Origin of the sequence: Acinetobacter lwoffii (genome assembly GCF_015602705.1) — a bacterium.
Taxonomy (GTDB): domain Bacteria; phylum Pseudomonadota; class Gammaproteobacteria; order Pseudomonadales; family Moraxellaceae; genus Acinetobacter; species Acinetobacter lwoffii_E.
Window position 1 is genome coordinate 1,662,794 of record NZ_CP059081.1, and the last position, 17,378, is coordinate 1,680,171.

Annotated in this window: 12 protein-coding genes; 6 read left to right on the forward strand and 6 right to left on the reverse strand. The window is 44.6% G+C overall.

Features of this window, described 5'->3' with window-relative positions; all coding sequences use genetic code 11:
• Nucleotides 1-11 precede the first annotated feature (11 nt).
• From iscA to fdx, 4 genes are all read left to right on the forward strand, one after another.
• Nucleotides 12-332, forward strand: a complete 321-nt coding sequence (gene iscA / locus H0S56_RS08025; protein WP_005107159.1) for an iron-sulfur cluster assembly protein IscA — start codon at nucleotides 12-14, stop codon at nucleotides 330-332.
• Nucleotides 333-435: 103 nt separating this feature from the next.
• Nucleotides 436-951: a Fe-S protein assembly co-chaperone HscB gene (hscB, locus tag H0S56_RS08030; protein WP_195724797.1), complete on the forward strand. Its 516-nt coding sequence runs from the start codon at nucleotides 436-438 to the stop codon at nucleotides 949-951.
• Between the two features lie 41 nt (nucleotides 952-992).
• Entirely contained in the window at nucleotides 993-2,852 is a 1,860-nt protein-coding gene (hscA, locus tag H0S56_RS08035; protein WP_191112449.1) for a Fe-S protein assembly chaperone HscA, read from the forward strand.
• Nucleotides 2,853-2,867: 15 nt separating this feature from the next.
• Complete coding sequence (fdx, locus tag H0S56_RS08040) at nucleotides 2,868-3,206, forward strand: ISC system 2Fe-2S type ferredoxin (RefSeq protein ID WP_004279821.1); 339 nt, start codon at nucleotides 2,868-2,870, stop codon at nucleotides 3,204-3,206.
• A gap of 89 nt (nucleotides 3,207-3,295) precedes the next feature.
• Here fdx and H0S56_RS08045 read toward each other — a convergent pair whose 3' ends face one another.
• From H0S56_RS08045 to H0S56_RS08065, 5 genes are all read right to left on the reverse strand, one after another.
• The gene (locus tag H0S56_RS08045; RefSeq protein ID WP_180038714.1) at nucleotides 3,296-4,741 is read right to left on the reverse strand and encodes an adenylate/guanylate cyclase domain-containing protein; all 1,446 of its coding nucleotides are present in this window, start codon (nucleotides 4,739-4,741) and stop codon (nucleotides 3,296-3,298) included.
• Nucleotides 4,742-4,796: 55 nt separating this feature from the next.
• Complete coding sequence (locus tag H0S56_RS08050; RefSeq protein WP_004279825.1) at nucleotides 4,797-5,231, reverse strand: HIT domain-containing protein; 435 nt, start codon at nucleotides 5,229-5,231, stop codon at nucleotides 4,797-4,799.
• A 228-nt stretch (nucleotides 5,232-5,459) separates the two neighbouring features.
• Complete coding sequence (gene mfd, locus H0S56_RS08055; protein WP_191112448.1) at nucleotides 5,460-8,918, reverse strand: transcription-repair coupling factor; 3,459 nt, start codon at nucleotides 8,916-8,918, stop codon at nucleotides 5,460-5,462.
• Nucleotides 8,919-9,041: 123 nt separating this feature from the next.
• Nucleotides 9,042-9,407 (reverse strand): hypothetical protein, encoded by a 366-nt coding sequence (locus H0S56_RS08060; RefSeq protein WP_191112447.1) that lies wholly within the window; start codon nucleotides 9,405-9,407, stop codon nucleotides 9,042-9,044.
• A gap of 129 nt (nucleotides 9,408-9,536) precedes the next feature.
• Nucleotides 9,537-10,979, reverse strand: coding sequence for an aspartate ammonia-lyase (locus H0S56_RS08065; RefSeq protein ID WP_191112455.1), 1,443 nt, complete (start codon nucleotides 10,977-10,979; stop codon nucleotides 9,537-9,539).
• 421 nt (nucleotides 10,980-11,400) lie between these two features.
• On the opposite strand from H0S56_RS08065, the gene putP reads away from it, so the two are divergent.
• Nucleotides 11,401-12,909: a sodium/proline symporter PutP gene (gene putP, locus H0S56_RS08070; RefSeq protein ID WP_191112446.1), complete on the forward strand. Its 1,509-nt coding sequence runs from the start codon at nucleotides 11,401-11,403 to the stop codon at nucleotides 12,907-12,909.
• A gap of 79 nt (nucleotides 12,910-12,988) precedes the next feature.
• On the opposite strand, the gene H0S56_RS08075 is transcribed toward putP, so the two are convergent.
• Complete coding sequence (locus H0S56_RS08075; RefSeq protein ID WP_114540748.1) at nucleotides 12,989-13,483, reverse strand: Lrp/AsnC ligand binding domain-containing protein; 495 nt, start codon at nucleotides 13,481-13,483, stop codon at nucleotides 12,989-12,991.
• Nucleotides 13,484-13,601: 118 nt separating this feature from the next.
• On the opposite strand from H0S56_RS08075, the gene putA reads away from it, so the two are divergent.
• The gene (gene putA / locus H0S56_RS08080; RefSeq protein ID WP_195724798.1) at nucleotides 13,602-17,357 is read left to right on the forward strand and encodes a trifunctional transcriptional regulator/proline dehydrogenase/L-glutamate gamma-semialdehyde dehydrogenase; all 3,756 of its coding nucleotides are present in this window, start codon (nucleotides 13,602-13,604) and stop codon (nucleotides 17,355-17,357) included.
• Nucleotides 17,358-17,378: the final 21 nt, after the last annotated feature.

The following is a 17,378-nucleotide window of genomic DNA, read 5'->3' on the forward strand; positions in this document are numbered from 1 at the left end:
ACGGAGTTTTCATGATCCATTTAACTGAAAATGCTGCAACTCATATCAGCAATTATTTAAAAAATCGCGGTAAGGGTGAAGGCATTCGCGTTGGTGTGAAAACTTCAGGCTGTTCTGGTCTGGCCTATGTGCTCGAGTTCGTCGATGAAGTCGATGCACATGACCAAGCCTTTGAACAGTTTGGGGTTAAAGTATTCGTTGACCCGAAAAGTCTGGTTTATCTTGAAGGTATGGAGATGGACTATGTTAAAAACGGCTTGAACGAAGGCTTCGAATTTAACAACCCCAACAAAAAAGGCGAATGCGGTTGTGGTGAATCCTTCACTGTATAAACCCGGCAGTTATTCTCTTTTGACATTAAAACAGTGTGTTTCACACTGTTTTAATTGCATTTATACAGTTATTTTTGCACATTAATCGCGGATCCCATCTCCCATGAATCATTTTGAGTTGTTGAACCTTCCTGTAGCACTCGATATTGATTTGGCGGCTTTAAAGACTGAATTTTTAAAGTTGCAGCAACAATATCACCCAGATAAAGCTGAAGACAAAGATCAGGCTCTGATTAAATCAAGTGATATCAATCAGGCATTTAAAGTCTTGTCAGCGGTCGATAGCCGTGCAGCGTATTTATTGTCTCTCAAGAAACAGGACTATCACTTAGATCAGTCGATCAGTGATTTTGAATTCTTGCAGGACGCTCTGGAAATTCGTGAACAACTTGACGATGCAACTTCTGCTGAAGATTTAACTTCACTGAAAGTCGAAGTCCAGCAATGGATTGAGGGCTTGGTTCGCGAGTTCAAAATTGATTATGCGGATGAAGACTGGGCCGAAGCACGCGATACAGTGCGCAAACTACGCTTCTTCGTTAAAGTCATGGCCGATATCGACAAAGCGGAAGACCGCTTCCTGGACGATGACAGCTTTGATCTTGATGATGATTTCTAATTTTTAGTATTTAATATTTAACGTGCAAAGGATGTAACACTATGGCTCTCTTGCAAATTGCAGAACCAGGTCAATCAAGTGCACCACATGAACACCGCATTGCGATTGGTATCGATTTAGGCACCACCCACTCTTTGGTTGCCACGGTTCTTTCAGGTAAAGCCAAAGTACTTAATGACGAACAAGGTCGTGTGCTACTTCCTTCTATCGTGCATTATGCAGAACAACAAACTCAATACGGCAATGAAGCTGCGCCTTTCATTACTACTGACCCTAAAAACACCATCGTTTCTGTAAAACGTTTTATGGGTCGCTCGAAAGCTGACATCAAATTCCAGCACCCTTATGCCTTGGTCGGTGAAGCCAATGAAATGCCAGCTTTTGAAACTGCGCAAGGCCGTAAGACTCCGGTTGAGATTTCTGCAGAAATTTTAAAGCAGTTGAAAGACCGCGCTGAAGCCAGTCTGCAAAATCCGGTTAATGGTGCAGTGATTACTGTTCCGGCGTACTTCGATGAAGCACAGCGTCAGGCAACCCGTGATGCTGCCCAGCTTGCCGGCTTGAATGTTTTACGTTTGTTGAATGAGCCAACCGCTGCTGCTGTAGCTTATGGTCTTGATCAGGAAAGCAACTTAAGTACAGATCGTAACTATGTGATCTACGACTTGGGAGGTGGTACCTTTGACGTTTCGATTCTGCGTTTCTCTCAAGGTGTGTTTGAAGTTTTGGCCACCGGTGGTCATACTGCTCTCGGTGGTGATGACCTAGATCGGTTGATCCTGAAATGGGCCAAAAAACAACTGAATATTGACACTTTAAATGATGCAGAATATGCACATTTTGTGGTTGCGGCACGCAAAGCCAAAGAAGCTTTGTCTGATGCAGATTCAGTTCAACTCGAATTGCTGGATCAGGTATTGACGCTGGATCGTCCGACATTTGAAGAGATCATTAAAGTTGCTTTGGATAAGACCATCAGCGTATGTAAGCGTGTGATGCGTGATGCCAAGCTTGAACTGGATGACATTCAAAATGTCGTTTTGGTCGGTGGCTCAACCCGTTCTTATGCGGTACAAAAAGCCGTGCGTGAAGTGTTCAACCAAGAACCGCTTTGCACCATTAACCCGGATGAAGTGGTTGCGATTGGCGCATCAATTACTGCGAACCAATTGATTGGCAACTCAACTGATGGCTCATTACTATTAGACGTGACGCCTCTGTCTCTTGGTCTTGAAACCATGGGCGGACTGGTTGAACGATTAATTTCGCGTAATACTGCGATTCCAGTCGCTCGTCGTCAGGAATTTACGACTTATCAAGATGGCCAGACTGCCATGTTGATTCATGTGGTGCAAGGTGAACGTGATCTGGTTGAGCATTGCCGTAGTTTAGGGCGTTTTGTCCTGCATGGCATTCCACCAATGACTGCCGGTCAGGCACGTATTGAAGTGACGTTCCAGGTCGATGCAGATGGCTTGCTGACTGTATCTGCCAAAGAAACCACCTCTGGCGTGACGGCTCAAATCGATATCAAACCATCTTATGGTTTATCGGGTGAAGATACTGAACGTCTGTTGCTAGACGGTTATAAGTTCGCTGAAGAAGATAAGAATCTTCGTCATTTGAATGAAACCAAAGTGGAAGCACAGCGTGAGCTGGAAGCACTGGTTCAGGCACTCAAAGCGGATGCCGGTCTGTTGACTGAAGATCAACTTGCAGCACTGCAAACTGCGCAAGCACAACTTGAAACTCAGCTTCAGGGTTCAGATATCAAAGCGATTGAATCTGCCGTTGAACAGCTTAAAATACATAGTGATGCTTTTGCAGCAGCACGTATGAATCAACATATTGATGCAGCTCTTAAGGGCACTAAACTCGACGACTGGTCAAACTCAAACTAATTTAAGGTAACGACTATGCCACGTATTAAAGTTCTTCCACATGCGCAGATTTGCCCCGAAGGTGCTGAGTTTGAAGTCGAACAAAATGCCAATCTTTGCGAAAGCCTGCTAAAAAATGGCATTAAAATCGAACATGCTTGCGATATGTCAGCAGCGTGTACCACCTGCCATGTAGTGGTACGCAAAGGTTTTGACAGCCTGGAAGAAATGGATGATGTTGAAGCTGACTTACTCGATCGTGCCTGGGGTTTAGAACCTGATTCACGTCTTTCTTGTCAGGTTAAACTGGACGATGAAGATCTGGAAATTGAAATTCCAAAATACACCATTAACCATGCGTCAGAAAATCACTAAGATTTTCGTTGCAGGCTAAAATAAAAAACCACGCTCAGGCGTGGTTTTTTCTCTTTATAAGAAACAATTAAAGTAAATTTACATGAACTTTAAATGTGTTCAATTACTTCATCCTCAAGCTTCAATTTGACAATACCTTGTGAATTGGTCATTTTCTGCTGAGTTTCAATACGTTTAATCATTTTTTCCAGCACATGAATCAGCTCGGGATATTCAAAGTTTTGCACTTCATCCAGATTCAGTAATAAATGAAAGCCCTTATATTCATAATCAAACCAGCGCTGATACTCGACTTTCTGAGACGCATATTTTTCCATGACCTGCCAGGTTCTTACAGGTGCTTTAATGCCTTTCAAGAATATCGGCTTTTTCGGTGCACAAAGATAATCATCTTTGATCAGATTATGAGTATCTTCCGAAATCAGGATTTCATCGACTTCCGCTGCACTTTGCAAACGCGCTGCCAGATTGGCATCACGTCCTACAATGGTATAAGCCATACGATGCGTAGCCCCATAATTCCCTACGTGGCAATAACCGGTTGAAATCCCCATGCGGATATGCAGTGGCGGATAACCCATTTTAATCCAGCGTTCCCGCAGCAATTTCATTTGCTGACGCATCGCCAATGCCATTTCCATACAGTTCTTAGCATCCTGTTCCACACCTTCGGAGTTCGGATCACCAAAGAAAATCAGGATGGCATCACCCATGAATTTATCGACAGTCGCTTCATAATTTTTAGCGATTTCGGTCATATGCCGAAGATAGTCATTCAACAGGAATGCTAAATCATCTGGAATCAGAGTTTCAGATAGCTCTGTAAAGCCTTGAATATCAGAGAAAAAGATCGTCAACTTTTTACGTTTATATTCAATTTTGGCTTCAGATTCACCTTTCATAATGGATTGCCATAACTGCACGGGCGCATAGCGACTCAGCTGATTGGCAAATTCCATATAACGGTTCATCTGTTCGAAATAATGGTCTTTTTTCTGGGTCATGTATTGCACACGACCACTTTGATAAAAACTTCCGACACCAAAATAGGTAATCAGACAGATAAAGCCTAAAACGGTCAACTCACTGCTGGTCGGTTCGAAATAATTATTAAACCCAAAGACCAGAATATTGGCCAGATAAAAAAGCGTAATCCCGATCAGGCTGGCTAGAGATGCCATCATAAATGAAATTTTATTGCTGATCGCGGTATAGAGCACTGCGACCAGACCCAGCAAGGACAAGACCAAGTCCAGATGCACCGCCGCCAAAACCACCGAAATGACAATGACATCAATCAGGAAAAGAATATTACGCCGGATGTGATAATCATGACGATAGATCAGCCAGCGAGATAGTTTCGGTGTAATTAGCAAAACCAGAAACAAAAAAAATGGAACAAAAAGCTGATACTGGGTATCTGGTTCAGTGTAATGAAAGACGACCAGAACCACAGACAGCATGATGTATCCCATCATGCGATGGAAATACTCAAACTGATGGGGTTCTTTTTGAATCCAGTCGTCTAATTGCACTCACTCACTTCCTGAAGTCCGCAACTGTTCATGGTTCTCGGAATGCCTTGGCTGATTAGTCCATGCGCCAGTCAAATGGCATGTCTCCCTGACCACGTAAAGCCAGCATTAAGGTTTGACGCATATGTGCCAATACTTCACTGCTATAAGGAACAGCAGGTGTACCCCAAACAGGCTTCGGCCATACAACGTCGTTCTGATAACGAACTACATGATGAAAATGCAATTGCGGCACCATATTACCCAGCGCTGCTACATTCATTTTATCTGCACGGAAAACACGTGCCAGCTGGCTTGATAACCAGCTTGACTCTCTTAAAAACTGCTCTTGGTCAGCTTGACTCAATTCATATAATTCAGAGACACCCGGCACACGTGGAATCAGAATGAGCCAGGGAAATTGCATATCATTCATCAAACGACATGTTGACAAAGGAAAGTCGCCTACAAAAAACGTATCTTGAGCAAGTTGTGGATGCAAACTAAACATATCTTTATAAATGATGCAAAATTAGAATGATGGCTAATACTAACATATCCAACTGAAGCTGAATATTGAAAGCAATGTGTTTAAAGACAAATTCTCATGATTTGTTGCGAAGCACATCACAACAATTACTGTAAACAATTCATTAAAAAATCAAGCCTGTTGTTCCTGCAAACTTCATTGGAAAATGAAATCCAAACTGAATTTTCAGGCTGATTTAATCGAATAAAATCAGTGCAATTCTTTAAGCAGACTGTCCAGTAAATCCTGTATAAACTGAATCCGCTTTTGATAGTCTTCCAGCATGACCATGACTTTTAGACGTTGACCGCCATCCATCCGAAAATAGGTCGGATGTTTCTGCATCATCTGGATAATCGTCATGGCTTGAACCGGAGTATCCGGTGCAAATTCAATATGCCCACCCTGACTGCTGATATCAATTTTAGTAATACCAAGCTGCTCGGCTTTCAATCGAATCTGATGTACAGCAAAGAGCTGTTTGACCGGTTGCGGCGGTATACCAAAACGATCAATCAATTCCATCCGGATATTATCCAGCTTTTCCTGGGTATCGGTATTACTGATGCGTTTATAGAACAACAGACGTTGATGCACATCACCCAGATATTCATCCGGAATCAGTGCTGGCATATGCAGGGTAATTTCGGCAGTCAATGACAATGGTGCGTCGAAGTTTGGCGTTTTACCTTTTTGAATGGCTTTGGTGGCTTTTTCCAGCATTTCCATATACAGGCTATAACCAATCGCCTGCATCGAACCACTCTGCTGTTCACCGAGTAATTCACCTGCGCCGCGAATTTCCAGATCTTCAGTTGCCAGCATAAAACCGGCACCCAAAGTTGAAGCACGCTGAATGGCATCCAGACGTTTTTCTGCATCACCTTTTAAGGCTTTTAATGACGGTACCATCAAATATGCATAAGCCTGATGATGTGAGCGCCCTACACGTCCGCGTAGCTGATGTAATTGCGCCAGGCCCAGTTTGTCGGCACGTTCAATCAGAATGGTGTTGGCATTCGGAACATCAATCCCGGTTTCAATAATGGTCGAACATACCAGAACATTGTATTCCTTGTGATAGAACTGCTGCATCACCTGCTCCAGTTCACGTTCACGCATCTGTCCGTGGGCCACAATCACCCGCGCTTCCGGCACCAGTTTACGGATATGCTCGGCGGCACGATCGATTGTATCAACTTCATTATGCAGAAAATAAACCTGACCACCGCGCAGCAATTCACGCAGAATCGCTTCTTTAATGGTGTCATCGGTATGTTCCTGCACAAAGGTTTTCACCGCAAGACGGCGTGCCGGCGGTGTGGCGATAATCGACAGATCACGCATGCCACTAAAGGCCATATTCAGTGTCCGTGGAATTGGAGTTGCAGTCAGTGTCAGCATGTCGACATCGGCACGCATGGCCTTGATTCGTTCCTTGTCGCGCACCCCGAAACGATGCTCTTCATCGACAATCATCAAGCCAAGATTCTTAAACTGAACATTTTCCTGCAAAATCTTATGTGTACCAATCACAATATCGACTTTACCTTCAATCAGGTCGTCAATGGTCTTGGTATGTGCTTTGGAAGAGCCGAAACGTGACAGCACTTCAATCCGGACTGGCCAGTCGGCGAAGCGGTCTTTGAATGAATCATAATGCTGCTGTGCCAGCAAAGTGGTCGGTACCAGAATCGCCACCTGCCGGTTATTCTGTACTGCAACAAATGCGGCACGCATTGCGACTTCTGTCTTACCGAAACCCACATCACCACACACAAGTCGATCCATCGGCTTGGCCTGCTGCATGTCATGCAACGTCGCTTCAATCGCATTGGCCTGATCCAGTGTTTCTTCATAGGCAAAGCCACTGGCAAATTGCATATACAGGCTTTGATCGACTTCAAAACTGATTCCAGGCTTAGAAGAACGCCGTGCCTGAATATGCAGCAATTCGGCCGCGACATCGTGAATCTGTTCCAGTGCTTTACGTTTGGCTTTATTCCAAGCATCTGTACCGAGCTTATGTAACGGTGCCAGATCCGGATCACCACCACTATACCGGCTGATTAAATGCAGATTGGTCACCGGCACATACACTTTGGCGGCATCCGCATAATCCAGCTGCAAAAATTCGTGATCCTGATCATCAATACTTAAGGTGACCAGACCAGCATAACGTCCGACCCCATAATCGATATGTACCACAGGCGCGCCCATGGTCAGCTCAGTTAGACTTCGGATCAGAAACTCTTCGGAAACTTCCTGTTGACGTTTGCGACGGCGCTGTACCACGCGATGTTCATACAGCTGATTTTCAGAAATTACGCTGACACGATCGGTCAATACCAGACCACGCTCTAAAGGCGCATTGGTAATGGCAATTGCATACAGAGATTGAATAAAACTATCAAAATTTTCAACCGTGGGGATATCACCCAGACTTGGCCTTAAGGCATCTTTAAGACTTTCCCGGCGTCCAGCACTTTCAGCCACTAGCAATACCGGATGATTAGCCTGATCAATATATTTTTTGACTTCATGAAACGGTTTTTCACGTTTCGGATCTACGGGCAGACGCGGTGGCAACTGGGTATCAAGATTCAATACCCCAGCTTTTTGATCAAAAGATGTTTGTGCGGCAATGATGCGTGCAAACTGGTTCAGCTGCTCCAGCACCTGATTGGTCTGAAAAAACAGGCTTTCAGGCGGCATGATCGGTTGGTCGACATTGTGGCGACGATCTTCATAACGGCGCACTACATCTTGCCAAAACTGGCTCAGACTTTCTTCCAAAGCCTTATCTGTAATGACAATGCCATTCTTAGGTAAGTACGAAATGAGCGAACTTTGACCTTGCATGGCTTCAGCGCTGAAAAACAAGGGCAAATAAAACTCGATTCCCGGTGAGACTATGCCATCCATCACATCCTGGTAGATCGGATTTTTCTTCGGATTCGCGGTCGGGAAAAATTCAGCATAGCGGTCACGGAACGTCGCACGACCTTCCTTAAGCGGAAATTCCTGTGCGGACAATACGGTAAACTGCTGCAAACTTTGCGTGGTGCGCTGAGTTTCGGAATCAAAAAATTTCAGGCTTTCAATTTCATCATCAAACAAGTCAATCCGAATCGGTGCTTCCTGCCCCGAGGCATAAATATCCATGATACTGCCGCGTACCGCGAATTCACCCGGATCATAAACGGTGTCGACCAGATGATAACCGGCCTGAATCAGCTTTTTCTTTTGTTGTTCCAGATCAAATTTCTGACCGACATGAATATCGAAATGCTCACCCAGAATCCATGAGGTCGGCGCCACACGTTGTGCCAAAGTTGAGGCGGACAGCAACAGTACGCCAGTTTTTGGCATATTGGATAAGATTGCCAGACGTTCCGAGACAATATCCTGATGGGGGGAGAGACGGTCATAAGGCAAGATTTCCCAATCTGGAAAAATCGTGGGTTTAACCCCATAAAATTCCAGTTCACTTTCCAGTTGACCCAAATGCTGATTATTACGTGCAATCACGATAAATAAACGCGATTGCTGCTGCACGATTTCCTTGAGCAATAATGCAGTTGAGGAACCTTGCAGATTGCCTAACCAGCGTTTCTCGCCTGCTTTGAGCTGTGGTAAATTGAGTTGGGAAATTTCTTGTTGGAACATGGATATAGCTTTAAAGTCTAAATAACCTGAGGCTTATACTAGCACGATGATCTCAGGATATTTTGTTATTTTTATGCAGTCTTGCCAAATCCATATACTTCGATTTTAAGCCACTTTTGCAGCTTATTTTTGATCGCGCAGAAAGTTACGATAATAATCATTTAACTTCTTAAGGATCATTTTAAATTGCAGCAGATTCTCTTCAGTATTGCCTAAAGTCGCATTAAAACGCTGATGGGCAATTTCCAGATCAATTTTTTCATTGATCAGCATCGCGGTATCATATAACGCTTTTAAATCATCAAACTGTTTTAAACGCCGATTCGACAAATACTCTAATCGTGCACCCCACTCCTGATTGAGTTGAATATCATCGACAATATAACCTGTACCTTCTACATACTGAATATTCTGCTCTTCTAGATATAGCTGTGCAGCAGTCGGTTTATTACTTTTAAATAATGCACTGATTTTATCAAACATCGCCATTTACCCAGCCAAATATAGTTCAGGCTCTAGTCTAGATGAAAATACCTCAAATCCACATCCTGAACTTGAGGCAAATTATCAAAATAGCAGCGATTCGCTGTTTCAGACGATTTAATAGATATATGTATGTTAAGAAACCTGTTCGAGCTGATTCTCTGCTGAAGGGATTTCAGACACCAGATTTTCAAATGCAAAAATCTCTTCTAATTGCGCTTCACTCAATAAACCTAACTCTAATACTACTTGCGGCACGGTTTTATTTTCCCGCATACATTGTTTGCCGATTTCATCGCATTTGGCATGTCCCAATATCGGTTCAAGCAAGGTTACGATCCCGACACTGCGCATGACCGAACTTAAACAAATCTGTTCATTGGCCTGAATGCCAGCAATACATTTCTGATTCAGGGTTTGCATGCCTTGGGTCAATAATTGAATCGATTCATTCATCGCCACGGCAATCACAGGCTCCATAACATTCAATTGTAACTGCCCGGCTTCCGCAGCCATAGTAATGGTTAAATCATTACCAATCACCCGAAAGGCAATCTGATTGACCACTTCCGGAATCACCGGATTGATTTTTGCCGGCATGATCGAAGAACCTGCCTGTAACTCAGGTAAACGAATTTCAGCCAGACCTGTACGCGGTCCCGAACTGAGCAGGCGCAGATCATTACAGATTTTGGACAGTTTTACCGCCAGACGTTTTAAACTGCTCGACAAAATAATAAAGACGCCACAATCGCTGGTCGCCTCGACATAATCTGCCGCACCTTTTAAAGGCAAACCCGTCAGATGCGCCAAGATTTCCACCACCCGCTTGGCATAGCCCGGCGGTGTATTGACCCCAGTCCCAATGGCGGTGGCGCCTAAATTGACTTCCAGCAATAACTGTCGCATCTGCCCAATCAGCTTCAGATCTTCTTTTAATAAGGTGGCAAATGCCCGGAACTCCTGTTCCATGGTCATCGGCACGGCATCTTGTAACTGGGTACGTCCCATTTTGATGACATATTCAAATTCGGCAGCTTTATGATCGATACAGTCAATCAATGCTTTAAGCACGCTCAACAATTCATCCAGACTGCTATAGGTCGCCAGACGCAAAGCTGTTGGATAGACATCATTGGTCGATTGCGAGGTATTGACGTGATCATTCGGATGCAGAATGTGATAATCGCCTTTCTGATAACCTGACATTTCAAGTGCAATATTGGCAATTACCTCATTGGCATTCATATTGATGGAAGTTCCGGCACCGCCCTGATAAGGATCGAGTGGAAATGCCGTTTGCCACGCTTCCGGATGCTGAATCAATTCATCACAAGCTTTCTGAATGGCAGTACTGGTCTGCTCGGACAATTTTTGAAAGTGCAGATTGGCTTGTGCCGAAGCTTTTTTCACCTGGGCCAAAGCACGAATAAAGTGCGTTTGTTGCCCCACCGCCAATCCAGAAATCTTAAAATTTTCGATGGCACGTAAGGTATGAATCCCATAATAGCTATACAACGGGATTTGTTTTTCCCCCAATAAATCACGTTCAATGCGGGTCGGTTCGATTTGAAGCATATTGTCCACTAAAAAATACTCTTGGCGATGCACCGTATTTGGTGTGACATTAATATGAGCAAACAAATACAGGCCTAATAGGAAGACTTTAACCTAGATTTGCTACGATTTATTACCAATACGCTAAGGCTGTGAGTTTTGTAAGATTGTGTAAGCAGTTAGCTAAAATTCAAATATTTTCATTATTTATTCAAAATTTCCACTTTTCCCCTGAATTCGACGTCATATTGCCTTTTATCCGCTTTAGTTATTCCTAATTCAATTTCAGTGAATTACTACTCTATTTACAATAGGTATACATAAAAGCTGTGTAATTGTTACAGAGTGTAATTTTTAAACCATGCTTGAATCACCTCCTTGCAATCTCAGTACAAAAAATCATCTTGGACGATGATTTCCATATTTACAGGATGACCTGCCCATGACTTCTTTAAACCCCACCCTGATTACTTTCATGTTTTATATTATCGCCATGATTGCAATCGGCTTATATGCTTATCGTGCCACCTCCAATTTTGACGAATATATTCTAGGTGGACGGAGTCTGGGCAGTGTCGTTACTGCACTTTCGGCGGGCGCATCGGATATGAGTGGCTGGCTGTTGATGGGTCTTCCGGGAGCCATTTACCTGTCTGGCCTGTCAGAAGCCTGGATTGCGATCGGTTTGATTATCGGCGCGTGGCTGAACTGGTTACTGGTGGCAGGTCGACTGCGTGCCCATACCGAATATCAGAACAATGCCCTGACCTTGCCGGATTATTTCACCAGCCGTTTTTCCGATCGTAAACGTATTTTACGGGTCTTGTCTGCCTTGGTGATTCTGGTGTTCTTTGCAATTTATTGTGCCTCAGGTATGGTCGCAGGTGCACGACTGTTTGAAAGCCTGTTTGGCTGGGATTACACCACAGCGCTTGTGATTGGTGCGATGGCGACGATTCTTTATGTTTGTATTGGTGGCTTTTTGGCGATCAGCTGGACAGATACATTCCAAGCCGGTTTAATGATTTTTGCCTTATTGCTGACTCCGATCATTACCTTCTTGGCTCTGGGCGACAACAGCCAGCAAGTGAGTGTCATCCTTGAATCGGCTCGCCCACATGCTTCAAGCATGCTTGAAGGTTTAAGCACTGTTGCGATTATTTCCAGTCTGGCTTGGGGCTTGGGTTATTTTGGTCAGCCGCATATTCTGGTGCGTTTTATGGCAGCAGATTCGGTCAAAACCATTCCTGCTGCACGCCGTATTGGCATGACCTGGATGATTCTATGCCTAGGCGGTGCAGTGGCTGCCGGTTATATCGGTATTGCCTACTTCAGTGTCAATCCCGCATTGGCTTTGGTGGTGAATCAAAACCCTGAAACTGTATTTATGGAGTTGACCAAAATCCTGTTTAATCCATGGATTGCCGGAATCATTCTGGCTGCTATCTTGGCGGCAATTATGAGCACCTTGAGCTGTCAGCTTCTGGTCTGCTCAACCACCCTGACCGAAGATTTATATAAGAGTTTCCTGCGTAAAAATGCTTCACAAAAAGAACTGATCTGGGTCGGTCGCGGCATGGTCGTGGTGATTGCCCTGATTGCCATTTCACTGGCAATTAATCCGAACAGTAAGGTTTTGGGTCTGGTGGCTTATGCCTGGGCCGGCTTTGGTGCTGCATTTGGCCCACTGATTATCTTGTCGCTATTCTGGAAACGAATGACCCTCAACGGCGCAATTGTGGGTATGGTGGTTGGTGCCATGACTGTAATTGTCTGGAAAAATTATATGGGTGATACCGGTCTGTATGAGATCATTCCAGGCTTTATTCTGGCCACCCTCAGCATTATCATCGTCAGCCTGCTGGATAAAGCACCGAGTGCTGATGTGGTCAAACGCTTTGAAATGGCTAAAGCCGAGTATCAAAAAGAAATGGCAGAAATGAAAAAATAATCACCTTTTTTCTTGCACATAAAAGGGACTTAATCGTCCCTTTTATGTTTCTTAGATTCACAAATGAAGTTCTTGAAAATTACTTGGCTTTTCCCGGCATTTTCAGATGGATCTGCTGACTTTCTTTAATCACTTCCATCACCGGATAACTGCGCGTTTCTTTAATTCCGGGCAATTGCCACAAGATCTGACCAGAGATTTTCCGGAACTCATCCATATTGGCACAGCGGATTTTTACCACGAAATCAAACCCGCCACTGATCATATGACACTCGATAATTTCAGGAATCTGCCGCACAGCATGGGAAAATTCATCTAAAACATTCGGCGTGGTTTTATCCAATAAAATTTCAACAAAGACCACAAAACCATTATTCAACATGACTGGATTGAGGCGCGCTTCATAGCCCACAATAAAACCTTCCCGGGTCAGCTTTTGTACACGCGCCAAGGCTGCTGTAGGCGACAAATTGACCAGTTCAGCCAGTTTGATATTGGATAGCTTGGCATCGGATTGCAATAAACCCAGTATACTAATATCTATACGGTCAAGGTTCAAATAAGGACTTGGCATTAGAATTATTCTCTAAAAAAAGCGAAAACTATAGTGAGATATTCGTCAAATATTCTGTGATTATAGATTAAAACTCATTCACCTCAAAGAACTGATTGACGCAGTACAGGAATTCACTATGCCAACCACTCTCCGCCCAGATTCAATTTTAGATTCAGCCCAGCACTCAAATTATATTGCTGAATTTAAACACAAAAACCAATACGAAGAACGTATTAATACGGCATGGCGTCGTGCAGAAACTGAATGCGTCGAAGAGTTATTGGCCCATAGTGAAATTTCTTCCGAGATGAGTGACAAGATTCAGGCGCTTGCCTTTGATCTCGCACATTCCTTACGTGAACGCAAAAGTTCCACTGGGAAAGCCGGTATTGTCCAAGGCTTATTGCAGGAATTTTCTTTATCTTCTCAGGAAGGCATTGCCCTGATGTGTCTGGCAGAAGCCTTGCTGCGGATTCCGGACAAAGCCACACGTGACTTGCTGATCCGTGACAAAATCAATCAAGGTAACTGGAAAGAACATTTGGGCCAGAGCCAATTGATGTTTGTGAATGCAGCAGCCTGGGGACTGATGCTGACCGGCAAGCTGATGGAAACCCCACAGCAAAAAAGCCTGTCTAGCTTATTGACCGGTCTTTTGGCACGCAGTGGTCGCGGGATTATCCGTAAGGCCGTCGATGTTGCCATGCGCATGATGGGCGAGCAGTTTGTTACGGGTGAAACCATTGATGAAGCCCTGAAAAATGCGGAGCCGCTGGAAGAAAAAGGCTTTCGCTATTCCTATGACATGCTGGGTGAAGCGGCACTGACCGATCCGGATGCTGAACGTTATTATCAGGATTATCAGCAAGCCATTCATGCTATTGGTCAAGCATCACAGGATAAAGATGTTTATGACGGGCCTGGAATTTCTATCAAGCTCTCTGCGCTGCACCCACGTTATCAGCGTTCCCAAATGGATCGCGTGCATGATGAGCTCTATGCAAAAGTACTTAAACTCGCAGTCTTGGCCAAGCAGTACAATATTGGTTTAAATATCGATGCTGAAGAAAGCGATCGCCTTGAGATTTCATTGGAACTGTTAGAACGCCTGTGTTTTGAACCGCAACTGCAGGACTGGAAAGGCATTGGCTTTGTGATTCAAGCCTATCAAAAACGCTGCTTCTATGTGGTGGATTACATCATTGATCTGGCGAAGCGCAGTCAGAAACGCCTGATGATTCGTCTGGTCAAAGGCGCGTATTGGGATAGCGAAATCAAAAAAGCCCAGATTGATGGAATGTCGGATTATCCGGTATTTACCCGTAAAGTACATACCGATCTGTCTTATATCGCCTGTGCACGTAAGCTTTTGGCTGAACCGGACTATATCTATCCGCAATTTGCCACTCACAATGCACAAACGGTAGCGACGATCTATCAACTGGCGCAACCTGAGCAATACTATGCCGGTCAATATGAGTTTCAATGTCTGCATGGCATGGGCGAACCGCTGTATGAAAATGTTGTGGGCGATCCATCGAAAAATAAACTGGGTATACCCTGCCGGATCTATGCGCCAGTCGGTAATCATGAAACTTTGCTGGCTTATCTGGTGCGCCGTTTACTGGAAAATGGTGCTAATACCTCCTTCGTCAATCGTATTGCCGACAAGACTTTAAACATTGAGGATTTGATTGAAAATCCTCAACAAACGATTTTAAAGGCATCAAAACAGGAAAACGTATTGGGAGCCAAGCATCCTCATATTCCATATCCGCAAGATCTTTATGCCGATGCACGCATTAACTCTTCAGGACTCGATTTGGCCAATGATGCTGAACTCCGTGTTTTAAATGAAGTCGCCTCCAGTCTGGCAAATACGCAATTTCAGGCAGCTGCTATGGGAACGGCGTTTACAGTTATCGATACAAGCAACGTAGTGCAAATCATTAATCCAGCACACCATCAGGATGTGGTCGGTACGGTCTATGAAGCAACTTCTGAACAGGCCGAAATTGCACTCACCCAAGCAGTTAATGCACAAAGTTTCTGGGCCAATCTGTCAAAAAATGAGCGTGCTGCCTGCCTGAATAGAGCCGCAGAACTGATGGAACAGCGCCTGCTACCGCTCATGGTTCTTCTTTCTCGCGAAGCAGGTAAAACCTATGCCAATGCCATTGCCGAAGTGCGTGAAGCGGTAGATTTCATGCGTTATTATTCAGCTCAAGTTTTGGATCTCAGTGACAATGTACAGATCCAGCCTTTAGGCACCGTGCTATGTATCAGTCCATGGAACTTCCCGCTGGCGATTTTTACCGGTCAGATTGCAGCAGCGCTGGTCGCTGGCAATACTGTGATTGCCAAACCGGCTGAACAAACACCGCTGATTGCAGCACAAGCCGTGCAGATTTTATGGGAAGCCGGCATTCCGCAGGATGTATTACAGCTGTTGCCGGGCCGTGGTGAAACTATTGGTGCACAGCTCAGTGCAGATTCGCGTATTCAAGGCATCATGTTTACCGGTTCCACCGAGGTCGCACAAATTCTGCAAAAAACCGTCGCAGAACGAATAAACCAGTTTGGAGAAAGCGTCAACCTGATTGCTGAAACCGGTGGTCAGAATGCCATGATTGTGGATTCATCCGCCCTGACTGAACAGGTGGTGCTGGATGTGGTGAGCTCTGCCTATGACAGTGCCGGTCAACGTTGTTCTGCCCTGCGTGTCCTCTGTGTGCAAGAGGATAATCTGGAGGCTGTTCGCAACATGCTCAAAGGTGCCATGCAACAGTTGCGCGTTGGCAATCCGGTCTTGCTGAAAACCGATATTGGTCCAGTGATTGATGCAGAAGCCCAGCAAAATATCCAAAAGCATATTGAGCAGATGCGCAGCAAAGGTCATACAGTTCATCAGTTGATGTTTAATCAGGACCAGACTGAATTAACTCCAGGAACATTCATTGCACCAACCCTGATTGAACTGCCAAATCTGGATGATCTGGAACGTGAAGTGTTTGGCCCGGTACTGCATCTGATCAGCTATAAATATGGCGAACTGGAACAGTTGTTAGATCAGATCAACAGCAAGGGTTATGGCCTGACCATGGGCTTGCACACGCGTATTGATGAAACCATGCAAACCGTGATTGCACGAGCGGAAGTCGGCAACCTGTATATCAACCGCAATATCGTTGGTGCGGTCGTGGGCGTCCAGCCCTTTGGTGGCGAAGGTCTGTCTGGCACCGGCCCGAAAGCAGGTGGCCCGTTGTATATCTACCGTTTAATGCATCAAGTATCCGAGAAAAAACTGGCGCAGGCTTATGCAGTTCAAGCGGGTCCAGCACTTGTTGAAAATAAACTTGTTCAGGAGTTTAAAGTCTGGGTAGCTAAAACTTTCCCAACTTTATCTTTAAAAGCACCTATGCAAATTGCGACTGGTCAAAGCTTTAGCCTGCAAGGTCCAACCGGTGAGGAAAATCAGTACCTAATCTTGCCACGAGAAAGTCTTCTATCTTTGGCACACACGGAGCAAGACCAGATTCAGCAAATTCTGGCAATTTTATCGGTCGGCAGTCGTCCTGCATTCCTAGCTGACAATACTTTTATTCTGAAATATTTACCAACCATGCCAGCCGCGATCAGCAAGCAATTTAAAGTGGTCCGGGATATTGAAACAGGCGCGTTTGATGCCGTCATGCATCATGGTGATTCTTCTGAACTGATTGATTTGCAAAAACGCATTGCAGGCCGAAAAGGTGCAATTATTGGTATCACCCATTTAAGTTCGGGCAACTATGATATTCCGGTCGAGCGATTTGTGATTGAACGCGCGATCAGTATCAATACGGCGGCGGCAGGCGGCAATGCCAGCTTGATGACGATGGATAATCTCTAAATCAGTCCAATCATCTCAGCA

Coding starts and splice junctions, on each gene's coding strand:
- iscA (WP_005107159.1), top strand. CDS start 12: ATGATCCATTTAACTGAAAATGCTGCAACTCATATCAGCAATTATTTA.
- H0S56_RS08050 (WP_004279825.1), bottom strand. CDS start 5,231: ATGTTTAGTTTGCATCCACAACTTGCTCAAGATACGTTTTTTGTAGGC.
- hscA (WP_191112449.1), top strand. CDS start 993: ATGGCTCTCTTGCAAATTGCAGAACCAGGTCAATCAAGTGCACCACAT.
- fdx (WP_004279821.1), top strand. CDS start 2,868: ATGCCACGTATTAAAGTTCTTCCACATGCGCAGATTTGCCCCGAAGGT.
- H0S56_RS08075 (WP_114540748.1), bottom strand. CDS start 13,483: ATGCCAAGTCCTTATTTGAACCTTGACCGTATAGATATTAGTATACTG.
- putP (WP_191112446.1), top strand. CDS start 11,401: ATGACTTCTTTAAACCCCACCCTGATTACTTTCATGTTTTATATTATC.
- H0S56_RS08065 (WP_191112455.1), bottom strand. CDS start 10,979: ATGCTTCAAATCGAACCGACCCGCATTGAACGTGATTTATTGGGGGAA.
- putA (WP_195724798.1), top strand. CDS start 13,602: ATGCCAACCACTCTCCGCCCAGATTCAATTTTAGATTCAGCCCAGCAC.
- hscB (WP_195724797.1), top strand. CDS start 436: ATGAATCATTTTGAGTTGTTGAACCTTCCTGTAGCACTCGATATTGAT.
- H0S56_RS08060 (WP_191112447.1), bottom strand. CDS start 9,407: ATGGCGATGTTTGATAAAATCAGTGCATTATTTAAAAGTAATAAACCG.
- mfd (WP_191112448.1), bottom strand. CDS start 8,918: ATGTTCCAACAAGAAATTTCCCAACTCAATTTACCACAGCTCAAAGCA.